The sequence below is a fragment of the Methylorubrum pseudosasae genome (genome assembly GCF_029504475.1).
In the GTDB taxonomy this organism is placed as follows: domain Bacteria; phylum Pseudomonadota; class Alphaproteobacteria; order Rhizobiales; family Beijerinckiaceae; genus Methylobacterium; species Methylobacterium extorquens.
In genome coordinates, this window is sequence record NZ_JAQGDU010000002.1 from 5143694 (window position 1) to 5169490 (window position 25797).

Sequence of the window (25797 nt, forward strand, 5' to 3'; positions counted from 1 at the left end):
GCGAAGCCCAAATCCGCCATCCCGAAGGGATCAAACGGATTTGGTATGAACCGATTCAGCGCAGCAGGTTGGTCTTGGCCAGATCGAGGATCGCGTCGCCGCGTCCGTTCATTACGGCCTGGAGCGCGTAGAGGCTGAAACCCTTCACCTGCTCGGCCTGGAGCTTCGGCGGCATCGCCAGTTCCTGGCGGTTCGTCACCACGTCGAGGAGGGCCGGGCCGGGATGGGACAGCACGTCCTGGATCGCGCCCTCCAGGTCACCCGGATCCTCGACCCGGTGGGCATGGATGCCGATGGCGCGGGCCATGGCGGCGAAATCCGGGTTTTCGAGCGTGACGCCGGTCTCGAGATAGCCCGCAGCCTTCATCTCCAACTCGACGAAGCCCAGCGTGCCGTTGTTGTAGATGACGACCTTCACCGGCAGCCGCTCCTGCGTCAGGGTGAGGATGTCACCCATCAGCATCGCGAAGCCGCCGTCGCCCGACAGCGAGATCACCTGCCGGCCGGGGCTCGCCGCCTGGATACCGATGGCGTGCGGCAGGGCGTTCGCCATCGAGCCGTGCGCCCAGGAGCCGATCAGGCGCCGCCCGGCCGTCATGGAGAGGTAGCGCGCCGCCCAGACCGTGGGCGTGCCGACATCGGCTGTGAACACCGCGTTCTCGGTCGCCGCCTCGCTGAGGAGCCGGGTGAGGTATTGCGGGTGGATCGGCTTGCGCCCCGCCTTGCCGGTGGCGAGATCGTCGAGGTCCTCGCGCGCCTTGGCGTAATGCTTGAGGCTGGCCTCCAGATGGCGCCCGCTGTCGTTGCCGGTGAGGCGCGGCAGAAGCGCGTCGATGGTGGCGGCGACATCGCCGACGAGGCCGAGTTCGAGCCGGCAGCGCTTGCCCAGATTCTCCGGACGCAGATCGACCTGCGCGATCTTGGCGTGCTCGGGGTAGAACTGGCGGTAGGGGAAATCGGTCCCCAGCATCAGCAGGGTCTCGCAGGCTTCCATCGCCGCGTAGCCCGAACTGAACCCGATCAGCCCGGTCATGCCGACATCGTAGGGGTTGTCGTGCTCGACATGCTCCTTGCCGCCGAGCGCGTGGACGATAGGGCTCTTGAGACGCTCGGCCAGCCGCATCAGCGGCGCGTGCGCGCCAGCGCAGCCGCGTCCGCAGAGAAGCGTGATCTTCTTGGACCCGTTGAGGAGGTCCGCCAAGCGGTCGAGTTCGTCCGCGGGCGGCACGGTCACCGGTGCGCGGGGGCGCAGCGTCGCGGGGGCGGACAAGACGCGCTTGGGCGCTTCCTTCAGCGCGACGGTTGCCGGGGATGACCACCACCGCGACGCCGCGCTTGCCGACGGCCGAGCGGATCGCCGCTTCAAGGACGTTGGGCAATTGCTCCGGGTCCGAGACCGTCTCGCAGAAATGGCTGCAATCGCGGAACAGCTCCTCGGGCCGCGTCGCCTGGAAGTAGTTGAGGCCGATCTCGCTCGACGGGATATGCGCGGCGATCGCCAGGACCGGCGTGCGGGTGCGGTGGGCGTCGAACAGGCCGTTGATGAGGTGGAGGTTGCCCGGTCCGCAGGAGCCCGCGCAGACCGCGAGTTCGCCCGTCACCTGCGACTCGCCGGCGGCGGCGAAGGCGGCGACCTCCTCGTGACGGACATGAACCCAGTCGATGACGCCGCGGGCACGGATCGCTTCGGTGATCCCGTTCAGGCTGTCGCCGACGAGGCCGTAGACGCGGCGCACGCCCGCCTGCTGGAGCGTTTCGACCACGAGATCCGATACGTTGCGGGTTGCCATGCGCCGTCTCCGAACAGAACCGCCTCGAAAGGCGGTGACGGCGGGCCAACGTCACACGCAAGCGAAGGTTCGATCGATCGAAGATTTTGTAAAGACTGCACAATTTCGCATGCCGGGAGCGTCACGTCCGGCAGGATCGTCACGTCGTCGGCACCGGCCGGCCCGCATCGTGTCCGACCCACTCCGTCGCGCGATACGCTCCGAAACGAAAAGGGGCCGGCCGATCGTGTCGGCCGGCCCCCTCAGCATAAAGCCTCGGCGCGGTGTCGCGCCTTAGGTGTTCATCGAGTCGAAGAAGTCGCCGTTGCTCTTCGTCTGGCGCAGCTTGTCCATGAGGAACTCGATCGCGTCGGTGACGCCCATCGGGTTGAGGATGCGGCGCAGGACGTAGGTCTTCTTGAGCGCGTCCGGCGGCACCAGCAGCTCTTCCTTACGGGTGCCGGAGCGGGTGATGTCGATGGCCGGGAAGATGCGCTTGTCGGAGACCTTGCGGTCGAGAATGATCTCGGAGTTGCCGGTGCCCTTGAACTCCTCGAAGATCACCTCGTCCATGCGCGAACCGGTGTCGATCAGCGCGGTCGCGATGATGGAGAGCGAGCCGCCCTCCTCGATGTTGCGGGCCGCGCCGAAGAAGCGCTTGGGCCGCTGCAGGGCGTTGGCATCGACACCGCCGGTCAGCACCTTGCCGGAGGACGGCACGACCGTGTTGTAGGCGCGGCCGAGGCGGGTGATGGAGTCGAGGAGGATCACGACGTCGCGGCCGTGCTCGACCAGGCGCTTGGCCTTCTCGATCACCATCTCGGCGACCTGCACGTGGCGGGTGGCCGGCTCGTCGAAGGTCGAGGCGATGACCTCGCCCTTCACCGAGCGGATCATGTCGGTCACCTCTTCCGGGCGCTCGTCGATGAGCAGCACGATGAGGTAGCATTCCGGATGGTTGATCGTGATCGACTGCGCGATGTTCTGCATCAGCACGGTCTTACCGGTGCGCGGCGGCGCGACGATCAGCGCGCGCTGGCCCTTGCCGATCGGCGAGACGATGTCGATGATCCGCGGGCTGAAATCTTTTTTCGGCGGGTTGTCGAGTTCGAGCTTGAAGCGCTGCGTCGGGAACAGCGGCGTCAGGTTGTCGAAGTGGACCTTGTGCTTGATCTTCTCCGGGTTCTCGAAGTTGATCGTGTTGACCTTGAGCAGCGCGAAATAGCGCTCGCCGTCCTTGGGGCCGCGGATCGGGCCCTCGACGGTGTCGCCGGTGCGCAGGCCGAAGCGGCGGATCTGGGTCGGCGAGATGTAGATGTCGTCCGGACCCGGCAGATAGTTCGAATCGTGCGAGCGCAGGAAGCCGAACCCGTCCTGGAGCACCTCGACCGTGCCGGCGCCGATGATCTCGGTCTCGTTGGCCGCGAGCTGCTTGAGGATCGCGAACATCAGCTCTTGCTTGCGCATGGTCGAGGCGTTCTCGACACCGACCTCCTCCGCGAAGGCCGTGAGCTCAGTCGGCGTTTTGGACTTGAGGTCCTGAAGCTTCACCTCACGCCGGGCGACGAGATCGGCCGGCGCGACGACGGCTTCGGCCGGAGCTTCAACGGGGGTGAGAGCGTCGTTCTGTGACGTCATGTGGGGAGATGCAACCAACGAAGGGCGGGGAATGGTCGGCCGGTTCGGGAGCAGAGCCGGGCGCTGGGGAAGCGCCCCGGGGTCCGTAGCCGTCGCGGGCGCGCGGCCCGGCCCGCGCATCGGTTCCGCTCGGCCAGAAAGACCTCGGAATGCGACACGGCTGCAATGGGAGAGCATCGCTCAGTAGCGCGTTTCGCCACCCGGCTCAAGACCCCGCCCGCCGATTTCCAATCTCAAGGTTTGGCGCATCGGCCTACCGCCGCCGCAGGCGCACGTAGAGGGCGCCGCCTCCGCCGTGATGGCGCGCCGCCTCCTCGAAACCGAGCACGAGGCCGCGCAATTCCGGGCCCCGCAGCCAATGCGGCACGCTGCGGCGGAGCACGCCGCGCTCGGAGAAGCCGCCGCGGTCGCGGCCGCCGAAACCCTCGCCGCCCTTGCCGGTCACCACGAGCACGCGGGCATGCCCCGCCGCGCGGGAGCGCAGCAGGAAGCCGACCAGCGCCGCGTGCGCCTCCGCCTGATACAGCCCGTGCAGATCGATGCGGGCCTCGATCGTCAGCGTACCCCGCTCCAACCCGCGCCGCTCCCGCCGCTCCAGACCCGGCGCCCCCGGCGACGCTGGGGGAGCGGGCAGAGTGGGCGCGGCGCTGGCCCGGGCGATCTCGGGAGCGAGGTCGCCGAGCTTGAGCGGCTTCGACGCGACCCGCGGCAGGGAGGCGGCGGGGGCAGGCTTGAGGGGGACAGGCTTGAGTGGGGCAGGCTTGGCGGGGGCGGACGCCGCCGGGGGAGGGGAGGCGGGTCTCCAGGCAGGCTTGGCGGCAGGTTTGGCGGCCGGTTTCGGTGCCGGCTTGGCGAGCTTCGCCGCAGGTGCGGTGATCGGCGGCGCGGGCTGTTCGGCCCCGGCAGCGGGCCCCTTCTGAGCCGGCTTTTTCGGCTTGGCGCGGCCCCGCAGGGGCGTGATCAGCTTGGCGATCTCGCCCCAGAGATGCGCCTCCTCGCGCGAGAGCAGGCGCGAGCGCCGCGGCGGTCGCGTGTTCACGGCCGCGCCTCTCCGGCAGCGGCCTCCGGTGCGGCCGCGCCCTTGGCAGCGCCATCCGGGGCGGGCTTCGGAATCAGTACCACGAAGCCCATCCGGTCGTGCAGGTCGCCCGCCGCCCGACCGGCGGCAGCGCCGGTGCCGACATAGAGGTCGCCGCGCGCCGGGCCGACGATGGCCGAACCGGTATCGGCGGCGACGACCAGATGGCCGCGGCCGGGCTGGCCCGGCAGCTTGCCTTCCAGCCAGAACGGCAGGCCGTAGCGCCAGAGGTTCCCATCGACAGCCATGCTGCGCCCCGGACTCAGCGGCACGCCCGCGGCGCCGGGCGGCCCGAGGGCGGGGTCGGTCACCGGCTCGGTCCGGAAGAAGATGTAGGACGCGTTCATCCGCATCAGCCGGCGGGCATGGTCTGGGTTGGCCCGCAGCCACGCCGTCCAGCGCTCCAGGCTCAGCCCGTTGATCGGCAGATGGCCCTCGTTGACGATCAGCTTGCCGATCGAGGTGTAGGGCTGGCCGTTCTTGCCGTCGTAGAGCACCCGCATGCCGCGCCCATCGGGCAGGCGCACCCGCCCGGAGCCCTGCACCTGCAGCACGAAGAGGTCCACGGCGTCGCGCAGCCACAGCAGCGGCCGGGTCCGCTCGCCGAGCGCCCCATCTTCGATCGCCGCGCGGTCGGGATAGGGGACGAGCCCGGTCTCGGTGCGCCGGCCTGCCCGGTAGAGCGGATCGAGCCCCGGCGCCGTCTCGCCGGGGGCGAGGCTGACGAGGTCGTCCGGCCGGGCCAGCACGGGTGCGGTATAGCCGGGGCCGGGCTCGAGCGAGCCGGTGAGTTCCGGCTCGAAATAGCCGGTGAGGAAGCCGACCCGGCGCTCAGGCTCCGTTCCGGAGGCCGGGCGGACGATGCGGTAGGCGGAGAACCGCGCCTCGAAGAATTTTTTGGCCTCGTTCGGCTTCACCTCGGCGGCGGCGGCGCAGGCTGCCGCGAGATCGGCGGGCGAGCCCGTCACGCCCTCGATCTGGGGCGGATTGGGGCCGGGCCCGGCGCAGGTGCGGCGGAAGGCGTCGAGGGAGGCCGCCCCGTCATCCTCGCGCCAGCCGGGCAGGGCGGCGAGGGCGACCGGCTCCAGCACCGCACCCGCCACCTGGGGCGGCACGCGCGAGGCTTCCGCCGCGCGCGAGGGTGCGGCGGGCGAGGGTGCGGCAGGAATGGAAACGGCCGCAGCGGCGAAGACCGCTGCGGCCGGAAGGGAAACGCGCAAACACAGCATGAGGCGAAACGATCAGCCGCCCGCGTCGGTGGCGACGAGCTGCCAGTTTGGGTCGCGCGAACCGAGCGTGCGGGCGAAGGTCCACACGTCGGGGACTTCGACACCGGTCTCGGCATTGCCGTCGATCACCTTGCCGTCCGCGTCGCGGGTGGCGGTGATGAGGTTCGAAAGGAAGCGCACGGTGATCTGGGCGGCGCGGTTCTTCACCTCGACGGCGGCGATCTCCGCCTTGTCGATGGAGATGAAGGTCGTTTCCGCCGTCTCGTTGCGCTTCTCGCGCTCGGAGATCGCCCGCTCGAAGCCCTCGCAGACCTCCCGCGAGAGGAGTGCGCGCAAGGTCTTGCGGTCCCCCTTGGCGAAGGCGGTGACGATGGTCTCGTAGGCGCCCTTGGCCCCTTCGAGGAAGGCGCGGGGCTCGAAGGCGGGTTCGAGCTGCACCACCTGTTCGAGGCCGCGGGCGACCGCCGAGCCCGGCTCGGCGATGCCGCGCCAGTCACGGGCCGCGGTCTGCACCGCCGCCGCTCCCGCCGGGCTGCGGTCGGCGCCGGGCAGGCGCACCACGTTGTCGCCCTCGCCGCGACCGGCCGGCGGCTCGGTGCGGTTGCGCTCCACCGGCCGGAAGGGCGAGCGCTCGGTGCCGGTCTTCTGGCCCAGGACCGAGCGCAGCCGCCAGATCACGAAGACGGCCAGCGCCAGGAAAATCAGAGTGGTTGCGTCGAAGGAATCCTGCATCACCGATCCGAATCGTGACCGTCGCACACGTGAGTCCGGCGCCCTTAAGGCCGCCCGGACGGGAAAGGTCCGCCCCCTGATCCCGCCCGCCGCGCTCCGGAAGAGGGTTTCGCGAGGTTCCCGACCGGAGCCGGGAAGGGTTCGCGAGACCGCCTCTTAGCCGAGGGCGGCGCGGGGATCGACCCGGGAACGGAGACCTTGGTAGGCGCTTGGGTCTGAGTGTCTCCGACTGTTCGAAGTCCGTGACCTTATCGTCATATGGGCGGACCTGCGAGGTATTCCAGGGAAACGCGGAAGACGAGCCTCCGCGTCCCATTCACGCGCGCCTTCGCGCCGCGGCGATTGCTTCGGTTCGGCTTGTTCGCTGGATACGGGCATGGTAGCCGCAGCCCGCGCCGGAGGGGCGCTCTTTGGCGCGGGACACGTGCGCGCCGAGGACGACGCAAGCAGGAGAGACCGCCATGGCCGATACCGCGGCACCGAACGGCAACGGCGCGCAGGGCCAGGATCTCGCGCCCGCGATCAACGCGCTGGCGCAATACGCCAAGGATCTCTCCTTCGAGAACCCGAACGCGCCGCGCTCCCTGCAGCCGCAGGAGGGTGGCCCTCAGATCAACATTCAGGTCAACGTCAACGCCCAGCAGATCGCCGAGGCGGACTTCGAGGTCGAGCTGACGCTCGAGGGCGATGCCAAGATCCAGAACGAAGTGCTGTTCGCCTTCGAGCTGAAGTATGCTGGCATCTTCCGCATGCGCAACATCCCGCAGGAGCAGATCCACCCGGCGGTGATGATCGAGTGCCCGCGCCTGCTCTTCCCGTTCGCGCGCCAGATCGTCGCCGAGGCGGTGCGCAACGGCGGCTTCCCGCCGCTCTACATCGACCCGATCGATTTCGTCGGCCTCTATCAGCAGAAGATGATGGAAGCCCAGGCCCAGGGCGGCCAGCCGGGCGCGCCGCTCGCCTCCTGAGGCGGCGCTTCGGCTTCACGATCCTGATCAGGATTGCTCGAACGAGACCCTGGCGCCGATGGCTCCGGGGTCTTTTCGTATCGCCGGTCCTCCCCGGCGGGCTTCCGTCACAGCTCCCACTGACTGGATCGGGCTGCGCTGAGCCGTCGCGGCCACGCATGGGCGGCCTTCGGAGTTAGGGCGCGGCGGGGCACCATGGCCCCGCCGATTGCTCCCCGCATTGCGCCTTGCCCAGCACGGCGTTACGCGGCCCACCCCCGGCCCTCGGCTGGCTCATCCTCAAGGACAGCATGGCGCCCACAACGCACCTCGCCCTGATCAACGTCTTCATCGGCGACATCCAGGGCGGGCTCGGACCGTTCCTCGGCACGTGGCTCGCGCAGATGCGGCAGTGGAGCCCTTCGCAGATCGGGCTCGTCACCACGCTGGTGGGCGTCGGCACGCTGCTGCTCAGCGGTCCCTTCGGCGCGCTGGTCGATCGCCTTGGGCGCCCCCGCCTGCTCATCGTGGTCTCCTGCGCCGCGATCCTCGCCGGCACGCTGCTCTTGATGCCGGCCCATTCCTTCGTGCCGGTGCTGGCGGCGCAGTTTCTGGCCGCGGCGGGCGGCACGCTGCTGCTGCTCGCGGTGACGGCGCTGACGCTGGGCGTCGTCGGCAAGGAGGCGTTCCCGCGCCAGCAGGGGCGCAACCAGGCCTTCAACCATATCGGCATCCTGATCGCGGCCGGGCTCATCACCCTCGGCACTGCCCATTTCGGGCCAGAGATCGCCTTCTGGGTGCTGGGAGCCATGGCCGCCGCCGCCATCGCCGCCACGCTGGCAATGCCGGCCCGCGCCTTCAACCAGCGGCGCGCGGCGGGCTGGAAAGAGGAGGACGAGGCGGAGCCGGCCCGCTCCTCCTACTTCCAGATCTTCTCGAACAAGCGCCTGCTCGTGCTCGCCGTGGCGCTCGCCCTGTTCCAGCTCGGCAATGGCGGCATGCTGAGCCTGCTGGCGCAGAAGCTCGTCCACACCGCCGACGATCCCACCGCCTGGACCGCCCGCTACGTCATGGTGGCCCAGCTCGTGATGGTGCCGGTCGCGCTGGCCGCCGGCTCGCTCGCCGACCGGCGCGGCCGGCGCCAGCTCCTCATCGCCGCCTGCATTGCTTTGCCCGTCCGGGCGGCGCTCTCGGCCTTCATCGACGACCCGTACTGGCTCATCACCGCCGAGATTCTCGACGGTGTGGCTTCGGGCATCATCGGCGTGGCGGTGCCGGTGGTCGTGGCCGACCTCACCTGGGGCTCGGGCCGCACCCAGACGGCGCTTGGCACCGTCAACGCCGTGCAGGGCGCGGGCGGCGCGCTCTCGGCCTGGTACGGCGGTCTCGCCCAGGGCTGGTTCGGCTGGAGCGGATCCTTCCTGGCCCTCGGCGCGGCGGGTGTCCTGGCCCTCGCCCTGGTCTGGTGGCTCGCCGCCACCACGGAGGAGAGCCACTCCCAGCGCCGCCGCACCCGGCGCGACGAGCGCCGCCGGGCTACCCATTCCGCGGAGAAGCCGGCCTGATCGCGCGGAACAGGCCGCGCGGTCCGGCTGTTCACCGGGCGTTTCTCTTAACGCCGCGAGGCGCAGATGGCTGACACCCCGACGGCCCGTTCCCAGGACGACGCGACCGGCCGCACGATCCGCGCGTACGAGCCCCGCGCCGTGCCCTGGCTCAGCGTCGTGTTCGGCTACGGGCCGATGCTGCCCTTCGTCGCCGGGGCGGTGCTGGTCTGGATCCTGCGCGGGCCGATGGCCGAGACGGTCTTCACCCTGACGCTCCTGTGGGGCTGCGCGATCCTGCTGTTCCTCTCCGGCGTGCGCCGCGGCGTCAGCTTCCGCACCGAGGGCGGGGCGACGCTGGCGCAGATCGCCACGATGCTGAGCCTGTTCCTGCTGGGCTACGGAGCCCTCTTCGCCTTTGCTCTGGGCAAACCCGTCATCGCGCTCGGGCTGCTGATCGTCGGCTTCACCGAGATCACGATTCTCGATCCCATCGCCGCGCGGCGGGGCGAGGCGCCGCTGTTCTTCGAGCGCCTGCGGCCGGCGCAGATCCCCCTGGCCGTCCTCAGCCTCGCCGCGCTACTGGCCTACCGCCTCACGCTCTGAGCCTCGGTTCAGGATGATTGGCGAACATCGGCAGCTTTCGTAGAAGGCCGGCCCAGCCATTCCGCCAAGCTCTCCGACCGGCCCATGCACGTCAGCCACGATCCCACCGCCCCGGAATCCGAAAAGATCGGGTTCGACGCCTTCCTTGCCGTCGACATCCGCGTCGGCACCGTCGTCTCCGCCGAGCCCTTCCCCGAGGCGCGCAAACCGGCGATCAAGCTCGTCATCGATTTCGGGCCGGTGATCGGGACCAAGCGTTCCAGCGCGCAGATCACCGAGCATTACAGCCCCGACACCCTGGTCGGCCGCCAGATCGCGGCGGTGGTGAACTTCCCGCCGCGCCAGATCGGAAAATTCCTGTCGGAGGTGCTGACGCTCGGCTTTGCCGACCCGGCCGGCGCCGTGGTGCTGTTCGCCCCCGACAAGCCGGTGCCGGACGGCAGCCGGCTGTTCTAACGTACCATCGGGTTGCCGCCCCGCCCGCGGCTGCGATAGAGCCGGACCTCATTTCCGACCCATCCCGCTCGATCGGCGACGACATGGCCAAGGCCGACACCCTGAAACCCCGCCTGCCGCGCGGCTTCCCCGACCGCACCGAGGCCGACATCTTGGCCCAGGGGCGGATGCTCGACACGATCCGGCAGACCTTCGAACTCTACGGCTTCGAGGCGCTGGAGACCCCCTTCGTCGAGTACACCGAGTCTCTTGGCAAGTTCCTGCCGGATCTCGACCGGCCGAACGAGGGCGTGTTCTCGTTCCAGGACGACGACGAGCAGTGGCTCTCGCTGCGCTACGACCTGACCGCACCGCTCGCCCGCCATGTCGCCGAAAACTTCGACGCGATCCCGAAGCCCTATCGCAGCTACCGGGCGGGCTACGTCTTCCGCAACGAGAAGCCGGGGCCGGGCCGCTTCCGCCAATTCATGCAGTTCGATGCCGACATCGTCGGCGCGGGCTCCGTCGCGGCCGATGCCGAGACCTGCATGCTGATGGCCGACACGCTGGAGCGGCTCGGGCTCGCGGGCCAGTACGTGGTCAAGGTCAACAACCGCAAGGTGCTCGACGGCGTCATGGAAGCGATCGGCCTCGCCGGGCCCGACAAGGCCGGCCAGCGCCTCACCGTGCTGCGCGCCATCGACAAGCTCGACCGCCTCGGCGCCGACGGCGTGCGCCTGCTGCTCGGCCCCGGCCGTAAGGACGAGAGCGGCGACTTCACCAAGGGCGCCGGGCTTGGCGACGACGCGATCGAGCGCATCCTTGCCTATGTCGGCTTCGAGGCGAGCCCGCACGAGGGCGCCGACCGGATGGCGTTCTGGGAAAAGTTCTTCGGCTCCTGGCAGGAGGTCGTCGGCACCTCCGAGACCGGCCGCGAGGGCATCGCCGAACTCCACGCGATCATGCGGCTCTGTGAGGCGGCGGGCTACGGCCATGACCGGGTGCGGGCCGACCCCTCCGTGGTCCGCGGTCTCGAATACTACACCGGCCCCGTCTACGAGGCGGAGCTGACCTTCCCCGTCACCAACGAGGACGGCCAGACCGTCCGCTTCGGCTCGGTGGCGGGTGGCGGTCGCTATGACGGCCTCGTCGGTCGCTTCCGCAGCGAGCCGGTGCCGGCGACCGGCTTCTCCATCGGCGTCTCGCGGCTGTTCTCGGCCCTGCGGCTGACCAAGAGCCCGCTGGTGGAAGGCGCGGCCAAGCCCGGCCCGGTCGTGGTGCTGGTGCTCGATCGCGAGAACATCGCCGAGTATCAGGCGCTGGTGGCGCAGCTGCGCGCGGAGAACATCCGGGCCGAGCTCTATCTCGGTGCGGCCGGGATGAAGGCCCAAATGAAATATGCCGACCGTCGCCGCGCGCCGGCGGTGGTGATCCAGGGCTCGAACGAGCGCGAGGCCGGCGAGGTCCAGATCAAGGACCTGATCGCGGGCGCCCGCGCCGCCGAAGCCATCGCCAGCAATGCCGAATGGAAGGCCGCCCGTCCGGCCCAGGTCTCGGTGCCGGTGGAACGGATGGTCGAGGCGGTTCGCGAAACGCTGGCCCGGCATTTCGGGTGAGAAGCACCGAATAACCGGTCCGTTTTAGCGCATCCCCTCTCCCCGCCTGCGGGGAGAGGGGAAGACCCGCGCTTGTCCCTTACGGACGGTGCGCCGGCCGGCTGGTTTCGTTGAAGCCGGGCCGAGAGCCGGTCGCTTGGCCGGCCGTTTGGCCAGTTGCTTGGCCGGTCGTCGGCCCGCCCTGCTGACCACTCTGCGGGCCGCCTTCCGCGCTCGCGCGCTTGACCGCCGCATCGAGATTTTCAGGGTCGAGCGCCGTCTCGACGAAGGCGCGGCCGCGATGGGTCAGGTCGCGGGCGTAGCGGATGCCCTGGTCGCGCAGGTCGTCGGCGTAGGGGCCGAGCGCCTGATCTTCCTGGCGGGTGCGCGGCAAGAGCGCGCCGAGCAGCAGGCCGGCAGCGAGGCCGACCACGCCGACGAGGAGCGGGTTCTCGGAGACGAAGTGCTCCGTGGCGGTGCGGCCCTCGTGCAGGCGGCGATAGCCGCGATCCGCGAGGTCGGCGGCGCGCTGGCGCTGCGTCTCGTAGCGGTCCTCGGCCCAGGAGCGGGCATCCTCGTAGGTCTCGCCTGCCCGCTCGCGGGCGGCGCGAACCGTGTCGCTGGCCTGGGCGCGAGTGGAATCGGCAGCCTCGCTCACGCGGTTCTTCAGCTCGGAAGCCCGGTCCGCGGCTTGGTCGCGCAGGTTGCGTGCGCCTTCCCGGGCTTGTTCGGTCGTGTCCTGCAGGCCGGCCTGCAGGCGGGCATTGGCGTCGCGGCCCTGCGTGGTCGCGCGGTCGGAAATGTCGTGCAGATTGTGCTCGACGCCGGACTCGCGGGGCATGCCGGAGCGGGCGGCGATGTTCTCGGGCAGGGTCTCCACCGGCACGCCAGTCGGCGGCGTGGTGACAGGGCCTTGATGATTGGGACCTTGGCTCATGATGGACTCCGTTTCCTGGTCGGCCGGCGGAGCGGAATGTCCGCGCGCGGCGTGAGATGAGGGGTCAGACCTGACGCTCGGGCGGCAGATCGTGGAGGGGGCGCCCGCCGGGGGCGTCGGGGTCGTAGGTGCGGTCGGCCCCCGTCACGGTGACGGGCTTGGCCTCCACCGGCACCACGGCACGGGAGGGAGAGGGACGGCGGACGGTCCGCATGCCGTTGAGCAGGAGGCCGACACCGGCCGCGATCAGCAGCACCGGCACGGGGTTGCGCCGCACCGCCAGCAGGGCGTCATCGTAGAAGCCGCTATAGGGCGTCTGCCGGGCCGACCCGAGCATCTCGTCGACGAGGCTCGACGCGTTCAGGCGCCCCTGGATCCGGTCGATGGTCTCGTCGAGACGGGCGCGGCTCTGCTCGATGTCCTTCTCGAGATCCGAGATCGATTCGCTCATCCCGAAACCCTTTCCGTCAACGCGCGGGCATCCTGCCGGACCTGCCGCGAGGTCCGGGTCGGCGCGAGGTTGGACAGCGACATCGCCCGGGCGCCGATGACGCCGAGCACCACGGCTATGAGCAGCATGCCGCCGCCCACCAGCAGGGCCGCGAGCCATTCGGACCCCACGAGGGTCGCGACGAACTTCACGAGCGCGCCGATGAGCACTAGCATCGCCGTGACCGCGAACACCGCGGCCAGCACCATCATCGCGAGGCCGATGAACAACGAGCGGACGTTGCTCGTCATCTCCGTGCGGAAGAGGGCGATCTCCTTGCTGGCAAGCTCACTCGCCTCGCGCAGGGCGTCCGCGACGAGGGCTTGGATCGAGGAGGGGGGCGGGGAGGGGTTGGGGCCTGTCATGGCGCGTCCCTTCAAGCCCGGTAGTCGTCGTAGGCGCGGTCCGTCTCGGGGCTGCCCGACGCCTTGACGAAGCGCGACAGAAGGAAGCCCGCCGCGAACGCGCCGACCGCCACCGTCACCGGGGAGCGCCGGGCGTAGGTTTCCGCCTGACGGTAGAAGTCGTCGAGGCTGCGCCGCTCGATCGAGCCGGCGAGATCGTCGAGCCCCTCGGCGGCGCTGTCGAAGAAGGCGCGGATGTTGGGGCGGTCGTCGAAGGTCTTGCCGGAATCGCGCAGGGACTTGGCGAGGTCCGAGACGGAACGGGCCGCCTCGCCCTTGCGGTCGTCGACGTAGGAGAGGGCCTGCTGGCGTGCGGCGGCGGCGAGCCCCTTGCTGCGCTCGGCGGCCAGACTGGCGGTGTCTTCCACGTCGTGGCGCAGATCCTCCAGGTCGGCCTTGGTCTCGGCCGGCCGGGCACCGCCGACGGGATCTGGGGACGCGGACGAGGTCATGGGCTTGTCTCCGGGCAAGATGGCTGGTCAAGATCGCCGACCGGCGCGGATGCGCTTCGATCTGCGATTAACGTGGCCGAAGAACCGTTGGCTGCCTCGCGGAGTTCCGTTTCACGAGACCCTTCCGGGCCGCGGTCGCCGAACGAACGGCCTTCCGCGAACGGAAGTCAGGACAAGCGAGGAAGCACCGCCCCTCCGATGCCGATGCCCGCCCCGATCATGCGCCCCGGCCCGATGCCGGTTCAGGACCGGATGTCATCGCCTATTCAGCTTAGCCCTTGCATGGTGGCGGCGGCTCTGCTGCACTGCGGGGAACGCGGGAAGGCGTGGGGGCCGGTCGGGCGGATGCGGGATCGAACAGCGGTAACATCGTCGGTCCGCCCGCTTGACCTGCAGGGGGGGATGCGTTTGGCTGCATCTCGACGGATCGCGCCAGGCTTCCGCGCGTTTTCACCCAGACGCAAGACCCTCAAGACCCTTCGGCCGACGCGCTCCGCGTGCCGGCCCCAGCGAGGACCGGAGCCGGGTTCGTGGCACGTCTGATCATCGTCTCCAACCGTGTCGCCGTACCCGCCGAGGGTAAGGATGCGGTCTCCGCAGGGGGACTCGCCGTCGCGGTCAAGGAAGCTTTCTCCTCCTACGAGGGGTTGTGGTTCGGTTGGAGCGGAAACATCCGCGACAACCCCAGCGCCGAGCCGGAACTGATCGACCGCGGGTCGATCCAGTACGCCGTCCTCGACCTGTCGCCGCAAGACCATCGCGAGTACTACGCCGGCTTTGCCAACCGGGCGCTCTGGCCGATCATGCATTACCGGATCGGGCTGGGGACGTTCTCCCGCTCGGATTATGCCGGCTACCAGCGCGTCAACCAGACCTTCGCCCAGGCGCTCGCCAAATTGGTCGAGCCGGACGACCTGATCTGGGTGCACGACTACCACCTGCTGCCGCTGGCGAGCGAGCTGCGCGGCCAGGGCATCGCCAACCCGATCGGCTACTTCCACCACATCCCGTGGCCCGCCGCCGACGTGTTCAACACCCTGCCCGCCAGCAACGAGCTGCTGCGCGCCATGGCCGATTACGACCTGATCGGATTGCAGACCGATTCGGACGTGCAGAACCTCTCGCGCAACTTCATCGACACGATGCGGGCGATCCCGCTCGGCGGCGGCTCGATGATGGTGGACGGGCGGCGCACGCGAATCCGCTCCTTCCCCATCGGCATCGATGTCGCCAGCTTCAAGGAGGCTGCCGACAAGGCCGGCTCCAACAAGGTGGTGCGCGAGACCATGGCGGGCCTGCGCACCCGCAAGCTGCTCATCGGCGTCGATCGGCTCGACTACTCGAAGGGCGTGCCCGAGCGCATGGAGGCGGTGGACCGCTTCTTCGCCTCGAATCCTGACCAGCGCGGCAACGTCGTCTACATCCAGATCACCCCGAAATCCCGGAGCGAGGTGCCGGAATACGAGCAGCTCTCGCGTGAGGTGAACGAGAAGGTCGGCGACATCAACGGCATGCTCGGCGAGCCGGCCTGGACGCCGATCCAGTACGTCACCAAGGCCTATCCGCGCCCGGTCCTCGCCGGTCTCTACCGGGCCGCCCGCGTCGGCCTTGTCACGCCGATGCGCGACGGCATGAACCTCGTGGCCAAGGAATACGTCGTCGCCCAGAGCGAGGAGGATCCCGGCGTCCTCGTCCTCTCGAAATTCGCGGGTGCGGCCCGGCAGTTGCCCGAGGCGCTGCTCGTGAACCCCTACGACCGCTTCGAGGTCGCCGAGGCGATCCGGCAGGCGCTCTACATGCCCCGCGGCGAGCGCCTGGAGCGCTGGAAGCCGATGGCGGACCGCATGCGGCGCGAGGACGTGGATTGGTGGGCCCGCTGTTTCATGGTGGAGCTGGAGACCTTCCGCACCGTCGAGCGCGAGCCGCCGAGCACGACGGCGGCGGCGGCGGAGTAGAGCGCGGCTTCCGCCTCGGCGACGAATCGGCCTCAGTCGAAGCGTGGCCTTTCACTTTGGGCCCGTTTCACGAAAGACCGGAATGATCGTCATCGAGGAGGGCCTGCCGACACCGCTTGGCGCGCATTTCGACGGCCGCGGCGTCAACTTCGCCCTCTTCTCGCAGAACGCGACCCGAGTCGATCTCTGCCTGTTCGATCCCGGCGCCCGTCACGAATCGCGCACGATCCGCCTGCCCTGCCGGACCGACGACGTCTTCCACGGCTATCTCCACGGCCTTCTGCCGGGGCAGCAATACGCCTACCGCGTGTTCGGTCCCTGGGACCCGGCGGCCGGCCACCGCTTCAACCCGGCCAAACTCGTCCTCGACCCCTATGCCCGTGAGATCGCCGGCCGCATCCGCTGGCACGACGCGCTCTACAGCCATCGCCATGGCGGCGCCCGCGAGGACCAGATCGACCGGCGCGACAGCGCTCCGTTCGTGCCCCGCGGCGTGGTCACCCGCCCCGAGACCCCCGACGCCATCGCCCTGCCCGCACCGCGCCCGCTCCACGAGACGGTGATCTACGAGGCGCACGTCAAGGCGCTGACCCGGACGCATCCGGCTCTCTCGGAGGCCGAGCGCGGGACCTATCTCGGCCTCGCCCATCCGGCGATCATCGAGCACCTGTTGAAGCTCGGCGTCACCGCCCTCGAACTCCTGCCGATCCAGGCCTTCGCCGACGACCGCTTCCTGATCGACAAGGGGCTCGTCAATTTCTGGGGCTACCAGCCCTACAACTACTTCGCGCCGGAGCCACGCTATCTCGGCGAGGGCGGGGCGAGCGGGCTGCGCTTCGCCATCCGCGAACTCGCCTCGGCCGGTATCGAGACCCTGATCGACGTGGTCTACAACCACACGGCCGAGGGCGACCATCGCGGGCCGACGCTTGCCTTCCGCGGCATCGACAATGCGAGCTACTACAAGCTCGACCCCGACAACCTTCGCCGCAACATCGACTGCACCGGCTGCGGCAACACCCTGAACGTCGCCCATCCTCGGGTGATGCGGATGGTGCTCGACAGCCTGCGCCACTGGGTGACCGCCTATGGCGTGGCGGGTTTCCGCTTCGATCTCGCGACGAGCCTCGGTCGCGCGCCGAGCGACTTCTCCCCCCAGGCCGCGTTCTTCCAGGCGGTGCAGCAGGACCCCGTTCTCTCGAGAGTCAAGCTCATCGCCGAGCCCTGGGATATCGGCGGGAGCGGCTACCAGCTCGGCGGCTACCCCTATGGCTGGAGCGAGTGGAACGACCAGTTCCGCGACAACCTGCGCGGCTTCTGGCGAGGGGATTCCGGCACGCTGGCCAAGCTGACGCAGGGGCTCTCCGGCTCGCGCGAGATCTTCCTGCCTTCGGGCCGCTCGCCGCTCGCCAGCATCAACTTCGTCGCCTCGCATGACGGCTACACCCTCGCCGACGTGGTCGCCTACGAGGAGAAGCACAACGAGGCCAACGGCGAGGAGAACCGCGACGGCCACGGCCACAACCTCTCGGCCAATTACGGCGTCGAAGGACCGACCGACGATCCCGCCATCCTGGCCCTACGCGCCCGGCAGAAGCGCAACATGCTGGCCTGCGTGTTCTTCGCGCAGGGCGTGCCGATGCTGCTGATGGGCGACGAGCGATCCCGCACGCAATCCGGCAACAACAACGCCTATTGCCAGGACGGCGCATTGAGCTGGATGGATTGGGAGAACGACCCCGATCCGACGCTCACCGAGTTCGTGGCGAACCTCGCCGCGCTCCGCCGGGTCTGCTGTTCCCTGCGGCGGCGGCACTTCCTCGTCGGCAGCCGCGTCGGCGAGACGGCCCTGAAGGACGTGCACTGGCTCTCCCCCGATGGGACCGAGATGGACGCGGCCGCCTGGGGCGACGGCGAGCGCCGCGCCTTCGGCATGCAGATGAGCAACGATATCGAGGACTCGGAGCGCGTCCTCATTCTCATGAACGCGGCGCCCGAGCCCTGCCCCTTCGCCCTGCCGCCCGATCTCGGCGGCCCCTGGCGTCCCGTCTTCGACACCACCCTCGTCACCGGCAAGGTCCTCGACGGAGCGCGGCCGCCGGTCCCGGTCGGCGGGACCGTCGATCTGCCCGAGCGGGCGGTGCTGGTGCTGAAGTCGCCGCCCCTCCTCGATTGACGGGCTCAAGCGAGAAAACGTCCCGCGCGTCTCGGCTTCCTCCGCCCCCCGTGGCATCGTGCGGCCGGGATTACGACAGGCACAGGGACGGTATCGATGCAGGCGGAGAGCGGCGGCGCGGCACGGGTGACGGTGGTCGATCACCCCCTCGTCCAGCACAAGCTGACGATGATGCGCGACAGTGACCGCTCGACCAAGGGGTTCCGCGAACTCCTCAACGAGATCGGGATGCTGCTCGCCTACGAGGTGACCCGCGACCTGCCGCTCGAACCGGTCACCATCCAGACGCCGATTCAGCCCATGGAAGGGCGCCGGATCGCCGGCAAGAAGCTCGTGCTCGCCCCGATCCTGCGGGCCGGCGTCGGCTTTCTCGACGGCATGCTCTCGCTGATGCCCTCGGCCCGCGTTGCCCATGTCGGGCTCTACCGCGATCCCGACACGCTCCAGGCGGTGGAGTATTACTTCAAGAGCCCGTCGGATCTGGCCGACCGTACCGTGCTGGTGCTCGACCCGATGCTCGCCACCGCCAATTCCGCGGTCGCGGCGGTGGAGCGGCTGAAGAGCCGGGGCGCGAAGGATCTCCGCTTCGTCTGCCTGCTCGCCGCGCCCGAAGGGATCGCCCGCTTCCAGGCGGCGCATCCGGACGTGCCGGTCTGGACCGCGGCGATCGACAGCCACCTCAACGACCACGGCTACATCGTGCCGGGCCTCGGCGATGCCGGCGACCGGATGTACGGCACGCGCTGATTTTTTGGCTTTCGATCCAGCGCTCGCGCACGATGACAGAGGCGGTTCACGCCTCGACGCGCCTCGTCCCCTGCGCCATCTGACGCGAGCGTACGCGCGACCAACCCGCCGCGTGAGCCCCGAGGAAGCCCCAAGGAAGCCCAATGACAAAAAACCCGCCCGAGACCATGCGCCAGATCCGCTTCACCGCTGCGGGCGGACCGGAGGTCATCGCGGTCGAGACCGTGCCGCTGCCGCAGCCCGCGGCCGGGCAGGTTCTGATCGAGGTGGTCGCGGCGGGGGTCAACCGGCCCGACATCATGCAGCGCCAGGGCAGCTACCCGCCGCCCAAGGGCGCGACCGAGATCCCGGGCCTCGAGATCGCCGGCCGCATCGCGGCGTTGGGCGAGGGGGTGACGGGTTTTTCGGAGGGCGAGGAGGTCTGCGCCCTCGTCATCAGCGGCGGCTACGCTGAATTCGCCGTCGCCGAGGCCGGGCAGGTGCTGAAGAAGCCCGAGCCGCTCTCGCTGGTGGAGGCCGCCGGCCTGCCCGAGACCACCTTCACCGTCTATTCCACGGTGATCCAGCGCGGGCGCTTGCAGAAGGGCGAGACCTTCCTCGTCCATGGCGGGTCGAGCGGCATCGGCACCACGGCGATCCAGATCGCCAAGCAGCACGGTGCCCGCGTCCTCACCACCGCCGGCTCGGACGAGAAGTGCCGGTTCTGCGAGGAGCTGGGCGCGGATGCCGCCATCAACTACCGCGAGGCCGATTTCGCGGAGGAGGTGAAGCGCCTCACCGACGGTAAGGGGGTCGATGTGATCCTCGACATGGTCGGCGCGGCCTACCTGCAAAAGAACATCGCCTCGCTGGCGGTGGAGGGGCGCCTCGTCCAGATCGCCTTCATGAAGGGCTTCAAGGCCGAGAACTTGACGCTGACCCCGATCATGCTCAAGCGCCTGACCATCACCGGCGCGACCCTGCGGGCCCAGGCGAAGGAAGCGAAGGCCGCCATCGCCGAGGGCTTGAAGCGGGATGTCTGGCCGCTGGTCGAGGCGGGCAAGATCCGCCCCGTCGTTCACGCCACCTTCCCGCTCGAGGAGGCGCGCAAGGCGCATGAGCTGATGGAGACCAGCAGCCACACGGGCAAGATCCTGCTCACGACGGGCCGCTGAAGCCTCATCCGAAGATGTTTTCGGCGATTTGAAAGTGATGCTGCCGAATCAAGACTTTTGAGCCTCGTCCCGAATGCGGGACGAAGCTCAAGGCGCAGCTTGCTAGGAACTCTCGGAGCCACACCGGCGTTGGCCAAGCATAACCGATGCTGACGCCGCCCCTTTCGCCGGGCGGAAGAGAGGGAACTTCATGGCCCAGATCGAGACCCAAACCGATGCCCGTCAGGGTGCGAAGGGCAAGCCTGTCCTTTACGTGCTGGTCGCGAGCCTCGTCCTGCTGGCGGTCGCCACGGTCGGCCTGCTGAGCTGGAACCGGGCGGAGACGACGTCCGACTACGCCGGCAAGAGCCAGGAATCGTCGCGTGAAGTGACCACGGGGTCCGTCAACAAAGCCCCGTCTTCCAACAGCGGCAACGTTCCGGCTGAGAACCCGGCCTATCCGCAGCCGGCGCAGAAGTCGGCCCAGTAAGGCCAAGCACCACGATCACGAAAAAGCCGCCCGGGACATCGTCCCGGGCGGCTTTTTCTTTGGCTCTCGGTCTTTGGTTTGACGCGCATTCCGACGAACCGGCATCCACTTCGTCGGAATGCGCTCTCGCGAGGCCTCAGCGCGTCGGGATCGGCGTCTCGCCGCGGTAATCGTAGAACCCACGCTTGGTCTTGCGGCCGAGCCAGCCGGCCTCGACGTACTTCACCAGCAGCGGGCAGGGGCGGTATTTCGAATCCGCCAACCCCTCGTAGAGCACCTGCATCACCGACAGGCAGGTATCGAGGCCTATGAAGTCGGCGAGCTGCAGCGGCCCCATCGGGTGGTTCGCGCCCAGCCGCATCGCGGTATCGATCGACTCGACCGAGCCCACGCCCTCGTAGAGCGTGTAGATCGCCTCGTTGATCATCGGCAGCAGGATGCGGTTGACGATGAAGGCCGGGAAGTCCTCCGACATGGTCGAGGTCTTGCCGAGCCGGGCGATGAAGGCCTTAGCCGATTCGTAGGTCGGATCTTCGGTGGCGATGCCGCGGATCAGCTCGACGAGCTGCATCACGGGCACCGGGTTCATGAAGTGGATGCCGATGAAGCGGTCCGGTCGGTCGGTCGCCGCCGCGAGCCGCGTGATCGAGATCGAGGAGGTGTTGGTCGCGACCAAGGCGTCGGGCTTGAGCGAGGGGCAGAGCGCCTGGAAGATCTTGCGCTTGGTCGCCTCGTCCTCGGTCGCCGCCTCGATGACGAGGTCGCAGGGCGCGAGGTCGTCGTAGCTGCGGGCCGCGGCGATGCGGTCCAGAGCGCTGCGGCGCTGATCGTCGCTCAGCGTTCCCTTCTGGACCTGACGCGTGAGGTTCGCGTCGATCAGCGCGAGACCGGCATCGATCCGCTGCGGATCGCGGTCGTTCAGCCGAACGTGGAGGCCCGAGGTCGCACAGACATGCGCGATGCCGTTCCCCATCTGGCCGGCACCGACGATGCCGACCGTCTTGATCTCGATGCCCATAACCGTATCGCGTCCTACCTGCTGCGGCATCGTCGTCTCGGACCGCACCCCTAGAATGCGGCACTGCAACAAATGCGTCAAACCGGTCTCAAGCCGCAGGCGCCCAAGCCGGTTCGACGGTGTCGCGAGGTGCGTTACCGATCCGTCTACCGATGCGTCTAACGATCCTTGGCCTTGGCGATCTCGGCCTGCAAGTCCGGCACGACCTGAAACAGGTCGCCGACCAGCCCGTAATCCGCCACTTGGAAGATCGGCGCGTCCTCGTCCTTGTTGACGGCGACGATCACCTTCGAGTCCTTCATGCCGGCCAGATGCTGGATCGCGCCGGAGATGCCGACCGCGACGTAGAGGTCGGGCGCCACCACCTTGCCGGTCTGGCCCACCTGCCAGTCGTTCGGGGCGTAGCCGGCATCCACCGCCGCCCGCGAGGCGCCGACCGCAGCACCCAGCGCGTCGGCCAGCGGCTCGATCAGCTCCTTGAACTTCTCCGCCGAGCCGAGCGAACGGCCGCCGGAGACGATGAACTTGGCCGAAGCCAGCTCCGGCCGGTCGGACTTGGCGATTTCTTCCGACTTGTAGGCGGCGCCGAGCGCGTCGGGCGCGGCCGCCGAGACCGCTTCGATCGCGGCGGAGGCGCTGCCCGGTTCCGCGGGCTTGAAGGCGGCGGTGCGCACGGTGATGACGCGCTTACCGGCCCCGGCCTGCACGGTCTGGATCGCGTTGCCGGCGTAGATCGGCCGCTCGAAGGTGTCGGGCGAGATCACCTTGATGATGTCGGAGATCTGGGCGACGTCGAGGAGCGCGGCGACGCGGGGCAGGGTGTTCTTGCCCGTGGTCGTGGCGGCGGCAACGATCGCGTCGTAGGGCTGGGCGATCGCGGCAATCAGGGCGGCGGTCGGCTCGGCGAGGTCGTGGTCGTAGGCGCCGTCCTCGGAATTCAGCACCTTCTCGATGCCGTCGAACTTGGCCGCAGCCTCGGCCGCCGCCTTCGAACCGGTGCCGAGCACCAGGGCGTGGATGGGCGCGCCCAGTTCCTTGGCGGCGGTCAGCGCCTTCAGCGTGCCGTCCTTGATCTGCCCGTTGGCGTGCTCGACGTAGAGGAGCGTGGTCATCGGCGAAACTTCTCAAAAAGAGGGGAGGCGCGCCGCTCGACCGGAGGCCGGGAGCGGCGCCGCGAGGATCGGAGCCAGGGTTAGAGCACGCCGGCTTCGATCTTGAGCTTCTGCACCAGCTCGGCCGCGGAGCCGACCTTGACGCCCGCCTGCCGGCCCGACGGCTCGACGACCTTGAGCACGGTCAGCTTCGGCGCGACGTCGATGCCGAGCGCCTCCGGCGTCAGCTCCTCCAGCGGCTTCTTCTTTGCCTTCATGATGTTGGGCAGCGACGCGTAGCGCGGCTCGTTGAGGCGCAGATCCGTCGTGACGATCGCCGGCAGCTTGAGCGACACGGTCTGGAGGCCGCCATCGACTTCGCGGGTCACGTCGATGCTTCCATCGCCGAATTCGAGCTTGAAGGCGAAGGTGCCCTGCGGCCAGCCGAGAAGGGCCGCGAGCATCTGGCCGGTCTGGTTCGAATCGTCGTCGATCGCCTGCTTGCCGAGGATGACGAGGTTCGGGCTCTCCTTCTCGACGATCGCCTTCAGCACCTTGGCGACGGCGAGCGGCTCGCAATTCACGTCGGTCTTGACCAGGATCGCCCGGTCGGCACCCATGGCGAGCGCGGTGCGCAGGGTTTCCTGCGCCTGCTGCGGGCCGATCGAGACGGCGACGATCTCGGTGACCTTGCCCTTTTCCTTCAGACGGATCGCCTCCTCGACGGCGATCTCGTCGAAGGGGTTCATCGACATCTTGACGTTGGCGAGCTCAACGCCCGACCCGTCGGCCTTGACGCGGATCTTCACATTGTAATCGACGACCCGCTTGACGGGCACCAGAACCTTCATGGCTGTCGCTTTCCTCCGCTCCTGCGAAGTCCCGGCGTCACTTGCTGGACGACTCTCGGACCCGCTTGACCGCGATCGATGGGATTTTCAGGGCGGCGGGACCGTAGCGAGGCGATTTCCCGCTTGTCAACGCGCCTTATCGGCGGCGTGACCCGCGGCGAATCACCGGTTCTGGCCGGGCACCCAGAGCACGTCGTCGGCGCCGTCGCGGTTGGCCGCGCGGGAGGCCACGAACAGGAAGTCCGACAGCCGGTTGAGATATTGCAGGGCTTCGCCCGAAATCGCCTCGCTCTCGACGCCCGACAGCGCGACCACCAGCCGCTCGGCGCGGCGGCAGACGGTGCGGGCGAGGTGGAGCGCGGCGGCCGCCGCCGAACCGCCGGGCAGGACGAAGGATTTCAGCGGCGGGATGTTCGCGTTGAGCGCGTCGATCTCCGTCTCCAGCCGCTGCACCTGCGCCGGCACAATCCGCAGGGGCTCGTAGCCCAGCGGCTTGTCGCTCGGCGGGGTGGCGAGGTCAGCGCCGAGATCGAACAGGTCGTTCTGGATGCGCGCCAGCATCGCGTCGAGAGCGGGCTCGGCCGTGAGGCGGGCGAGCCCGATGCAGGCATTGGTCTCGTCGACGGTGCCGTAGGCCTCCACCCGCAGATCCGCCTTGGAGCGGCGCTCGCCGTTAGCGAGCCCGGTCGTCCCCTGGTCGCCGGTGCGGGTGTAGATGCGGTTGAGCTTGACCACGGCGTCTCTCCCGCGGGCCATTAAGTGTTCTTCAATGAGAAGACCCGCCGGGCGATGTTTCGCGCCCGGCGGGTCTTTGCAACCCGTAAAACTCTGGCACCCCGCAAAAGCGGCTTTCGGTCAGAAGGTGTAGCCGAGCTTGCCGCCGAAATTGGTCAGGCCGCGGTTGTCGCCGCACAGGCCGGCATTCGACATGTGCTCGACGGTGGCCATGACGCTCCAATGCGCGTCGATGCGGAAGCCGAGCGCCGCCGCCTCGCGGAACAGCGGATTGCAGCCCAGCGCGTTGAAGCCGTAGGGGGCGTTCGCCTTCAGGCCGGTATAGCCGTTATGCGCCGCGCCGCCGAAGAAGCCTTCGAGGAAGACGCGCCGGTCCAGGGTCTCGGGGAAGAGATCCACGGTCCAGGTGGCGCCGATATAGGCGTAGCTGGTGCGGCCGCCGGTGTTGTAGCTGCCGCCGACCGTGGGCCGCGGCACGAAGGCCTGCCAGAACGGATCGGTGGTGATCAGCGGCTTGGCGAACAGAATCTCGCCGTTGACGTTTGCGGTGCTGAAGCCCGGCAGCTTGCCCTCGGCGCTGCCCGGATCCTGCACCGAGCCGCCGATGCGAACCTCGGAGACGATGGAGTAGGGCTGGACGGGAGCGAAGTAGGGCGGCGGTGCGGGAGCCCGGGCGGCGCCGAGATCGGCGGCCTGCGTGGTTGTGATCGCCGACGCGGCCAGCGCGCCGACGAGAATCCGGGCAAAGGGTGACTTCATCGGCGGTTGGTCCGTCCGTTTCAATCCGTCCCAAATATCACGCTGTTCTGAGCACAGCCTGCGGATTCATCCGGTCCCCAACTTTTTGCCGGCCGGGTGGGGCGTGCGCGCCACACCGATCCTGTCTTCTGTCCGCAGGCCGGCGGCCGCCGAACCGGAGGATCATGGCTGCGATGCAACAAATGATGCATCGCACAAGGCGGTATCGCGTTGACCGACAGCGCCCGCTGCGGAGCGCATCACGCGAACGGATGGATCATGCGGACGACACGAGGAATGCTGGCAGCTGCGACCCTGGCGGCGAGCTTGGCGCCGATGCCGGCTCGGGCGGAGGGCGACACCCCGATCCAGGGACTCTGGAAGCTGGTCTCGTACGAGGTGGAGGTCCGCAAGGACGGCGAGAAGCTGCCGGTGATGGGCGACCACCCGACCGGCTACGCCTATTTCACCCCGGAGAAGCGCGTGTTCTTCGTGCTGACCGGGGAGGATCGCAAGCCCGCCAAGGACGACGCGCAGCGGGCCCAGCTCCTTGAGACGCTCGTCTCCTATACCGGCAAGTTCCGCCTCGAGGGCGACAAGTGGATCGCCGACCTCGACGTCGCCTGGGATCCGAAATGGGTCGGCTCGGAGCAGACCCGGACGTTCACGCTCGATGGCGAGCGCCTGCGAGTGCTGACCTCTTGGCGGGTGATGCCGAACTGGGCCGACAAGGGCGAGACCCGCAGCATCGTCACCTTCGAGCGTGCCAAGGAGTGAGGTCGAAGGGCTCAGTGGTCAGGCCGGGCGGTCAGGCCGCCCGCCACCAGACCACGCCCATGATGACGATGATCGCGACGAATTGCAGGAGCACGCGCAGGCGCATCAGCTTCTGCGAGAGGTTGGCGCTGCCGCCCCGCATCATGTTGACGAGGCCGAAGAGCAGCACGCCGGCCACGGCGAGGCAGGCGAGGAGAACGAGCTGGTTGGCGGACATGGGTCGGTAATCT

25 protein-coding genes and 1 pseudogene are annotated in these 25797 nt (G+C 68.9%); 11 read left to right on the forward strand and 15 right to left on the reverse strand.

Annotated elements, in window-relative coordinates; all coding sequences use genetic code 11:
- Positions 1-55: 55 nt before the first annotated feature.
- The 5 genes and pseudogenes from poxB to M2437_RS25230 form a co-directional block, all read right to left on the reverse strand.
- Positions 56-1790, reverse strand: a pseudogene (poxB, locus tag M2437_RS25210) (ubiquinone-dependent pyruvate dehydrogenase).
- Positions 1791-2063: 273 nt separating this feature from the next.
- Positions 2064-3407: a transcription termination factor Rho gene (rho, locus tag M2437_RS25215; RefSeq protein WP_012752496.1), complete on the reverse strand. Its 1344-nt coding sequence runs from the start codon at positions 3405-3407 to the stop codon at positions 2064-2066.
- Between the two features lie 253 nt (positions 3408-3660).
- Positions 3661-4446: a Smr/MutS family protein gene (locus M2437_RS25220; protein ID WP_015822160.1), complete on the reverse strand. Its 786-nt coding sequence runs from the start codon at positions 4444-4446 to the stop codon at positions 3661-3663.
- The gene (gene mltA, locus M2437_RS25225) at positions 4443-5714 is read right to left on the reverse strand and encodes a murein transglycosylase A (RefSeq protein WP_301292949.1); all 1272 of its coding nucleotides are present in this window, start codon (positions 5712-5714) and stop codon (positions 4443-4445) included. The genes M2437_RS25220 and mltA overlap by 4 nt, the downstream gene beginning before the upstream one ends.
- Before the next feature lie 12 nt (positions 5715-5726).
- Positions 5727-6446: a Tim44/TimA family putative adaptor protein gene (locus tag M2437_RS25230; protein ID WP_012253162.1), complete on the reverse strand. Its 720-nt coding sequence runs from the start codon at positions 6444-6446 to the stop codon at positions 5727-5729.
- 461 nt (positions 6447-6907) lie between these two features.
- On the opposite strand from M2437_RS25230, the gene secB reads away from it, so the two are divergent.
- From secB to hisS, 5 genes are all read left to right on the forward strand, one after another.
- Entirely contained in the window at positions 6908-7414 is a 507-nt protein-coding gene (secB, locus tag M2437_RS25235; protein ID WP_003601188.1) for a protein-export chaperone SecB, read from the forward strand.
- A 290-nt stretch (positions 7415-7704) separates the two neighbouring features.
- The gene (locus tag M2437_RS25240; RefSeq protein ID WP_056507117.1) at positions 7705-8958 is read left to right on the forward strand and encodes an MFS transporter; all 1254 of its coding nucleotides are present in this window, start codon (positions 7705-7707) and stop codon (positions 8956-8958) included.
- A 66-nt stretch (positions 8959-9024) separates the two neighbouring features.
- Complete coding sequence (locus M2437_RS25245) at positions 9025-9543, forward strand: DUF3429 domain-containing protein (protein ID WP_253389015.1); 519 nt, start codon at positions 9025-9027, stop codon at positions 9541-9543.
- An 84-nt stretch (positions 9544-9627) separates the two neighbouring features.
- A complete protein-coding gene (locus tag M2437_RS25250) occupies positions 9628-9999 on the forward strand; it encodes a tRNA-binding protein (RefSeq protein WP_253389016.1) in 372 nt (123 codons plus the stop codon).
- Positions 10000-10082: 83 nt separating this feature from the next.
- Positions 10083-11594 carry a histidine--tRNA ligase gene (gene hisS / locus M2437_RS25255; protein ID WP_003601197.1) on the forward strand — a complete coding sequence of 504 codons (1512 nt, stop codon included), beginning with the start codon at positions 10083-10085 and terminating at the stop codon, positions 11592-11594.
- Between the two features lie 79 nt (positions 11595-11673).
- On the opposite strand, the gene M2437_RS25260 is transcribed toward hisS, so the two are convergent.
- The 4 genes from M2437_RS25260 to M2437_RS25275 form a co-directional block, all read right to left on the reverse strand.
- Positions 11674-12510 carry an apolipoprotein A1/A4/E family protein gene (locus M2437_RS25260; RefSeq protein WP_253389017.1) on the reverse strand — a complete coding sequence of 279 codons (837 nt, stop codon included), beginning with the start codon at positions 12508-12510 and terminating at the stop codon, positions 11674-11676.
- Positions 12511-12574: 64 nt separating this feature from the next.
- Positions 12575-12961, reverse strand: a complete 387-nt coding sequence (locus tag M2437_RS25265) for a DUF3618 domain-containing protein (protein ID WP_003601200.1) — start codon at positions 12959-12961, stop codon at positions 12575-12577.
- Positions 12958-13365: a phage holin family protein gene (locus M2437_RS25270; protein ID WP_003601203.1), complete on the reverse strand. Its 408-nt coding sequence runs from the start codon at positions 13363-13365 to the stop codon at positions 12958-12960. Before M2437_RS25270 ends, M2437_RS25265 begins: the two co-directional genes overlap by 4 nt.
- 11 nt (positions 13366-13376) lie before the next feature.
- Positions 13377-13856, reverse strand: a complete 480-nt coding sequence (locus tag M2437_RS25275) for a hypothetical protein (RefSeq protein ID WP_012253154.1) — start codon at positions 13854-13856, stop codon at positions 13377-13379.
- A 530-nt stretch (positions 13857-14386) separates the two neighbouring features.
- On the opposite strand from M2437_RS25275, the gene M2437_RS25280 reads away from it, so the two are divergent.
- From M2437_RS25280 to M2437_RS25300, 5 genes are all read left to right on the forward strand, one after another.
- The gene (locus M2437_RS25280; RefSeq protein ID WP_015822153.1) at positions 14387-15811 is read left to right on the forward strand and encodes an alpha,alpha-trehalose-phosphate synthase (UDP-forming); all 1425 of its coding nucleotides are present in this window, start codon (positions 14387-14389) and stop codon (positions 15809-15811) included.
- An 82-nt stretch (positions 15812-15893) separates the two neighbouring features.
- Positions 15894-17987 (forward strand): glycogen debranching protein GlgX, encoded by a 2094-nt coding sequence (glgX, locus tag M2437_RS25285; RefSeq protein ID WP_253389018.1) that lies wholly within the window; start codon positions 15894-15896, stop codon positions 17985-17987.
- Positions 17988-18083: 96 nt separating this feature from the next.
- Positions 18084-18734, forward strand: a complete 651-nt coding sequence (upp, locus tag M2437_RS25290) for a uracil phosphoribosyltransferase (protein WP_003601209.1) — start codon at positions 18084-18086, stop codon at positions 18732-18734.
- Positions 18735-18877: 143 nt separating this feature from the next.
- The gene (locus M2437_RS25295) at positions 18878-19888 is read left to right on the forward strand and encodes an NAD(P)H-quinone oxidoreductase (RefSeq protein WP_253389019.1); all 1011 of its coding nucleotides are present in this window, start codon (positions 18878-18880) and stop codon (positions 19886-19888) included.
- Positions 19889-20078: 190 nt separating this feature from the next.
- Positions 20079-20357: a hypothetical protein gene (locus M2437_RS25300; RefSeq protein WP_003601213.1), complete on the forward strand. Its 279-nt coding sequence runs from the start codon at positions 20079-20081 to the stop codon at positions 20355-20357.
- A gap of 136 nt (positions 20358-20493) precedes the next feature.
- On the opposite strand, the gene M2437_RS25305 is transcribed toward M2437_RS25300, so the two are convergent.
- The 5 genes from M2437_RS25305 to M2437_RS25325 all read right to left on the reverse strand — a co-directional run bounded on the left by M2437_RS25305 (position 20494) and on the right by M2437_RS25325 (position 24811).
- Positions 20494-21375 (reverse strand): 3-hydroxybutyryl-CoA dehydrogenase, encoded by an 882-nt coding sequence (locus tag M2437_RS25305; RefSeq protein ID WP_253389671.1) that lies wholly within the window; start codon positions 21373-21375, stop codon positions 20494-20496.
- A 158-nt stretch (positions 21376-21533) separates the two neighbouring features.
- Positions 21534-22487 carry an electron transfer flavoprotein subunit alpha/FixB family protein gene (locus M2437_RS25310; protein WP_076644213.1) on the reverse strand — a complete coding sequence of 318 codons (954 nt, stop codon included), beginning with the start codon at positions 22485-22487 and terminating at the stop codon, positions 21534-21536.
- Between the two features lie 80 nt (positions 22488-22567).
- Positions 22568-23317 carry an electron transfer flavoprotein subunit beta/FixA family protein gene (locus M2437_RS25315; protein WP_182569329.1) on the reverse strand — a complete coding sequence of 250 codons (750 nt, stop codon included), beginning with the start codon at positions 23315-23317 and terminating at the stop codon, positions 22568-22570.
- Positions 23318-23479: 162 nt separating this feature from the next.
- Positions 23480-24052: a cob(I)yrinic acid a,c-diamide adenosyltransferase gene (locus M2437_RS25320; RefSeq protein WP_003601219.1), complete on the reverse strand. Its 573-nt coding sequence runs from the start codon at positions 24050-24052 to the stop codon at positions 23480-23482.
- Between the two features lie 120 nt (positions 24053-24172).
- A complete protein-coding gene (locus tag M2437_RS25325; protein WP_003601220.1) occupies positions 24173-24811 on the reverse strand; it encodes an acyloxyacyl hydrolase in 639 nt (212 codons plus the stop codon).
- A gap of 315 nt (positions 24812-25126) precedes the next feature.
- On the opposite strand from M2437_RS25325, the gene M2437_RS25330 reads away from it, so the two are divergent.
- Positions 25127-25567 carry a lipocalin-like domain-containing protein gene (locus M2437_RS25330; protein ID WP_309247856.1) on the forward strand — a complete coding sequence of 147 codons (441 nt, stop codon included), beginning with the start codon at positions 25127-25129 and terminating at the stop codon, positions 25565-25567.
- 31 nt (positions 25568-25598) lie between these two features.
- Here M2437_RS25330 and M2437_RS25335 read toward each other — a convergent pair whose 3' ends face one another.
- Positions 25599-25784: a twin transmembrane helix small protein gene (locus tag M2437_RS25335; protein WP_003601223.1), complete on the reverse strand. Its 186-nt coding sequence runs from the start codon at positions 25782-25784 to the stop codon at positions 25599-25601.
- Positions 25785-25797: the final 13 nt, after the last annotated feature.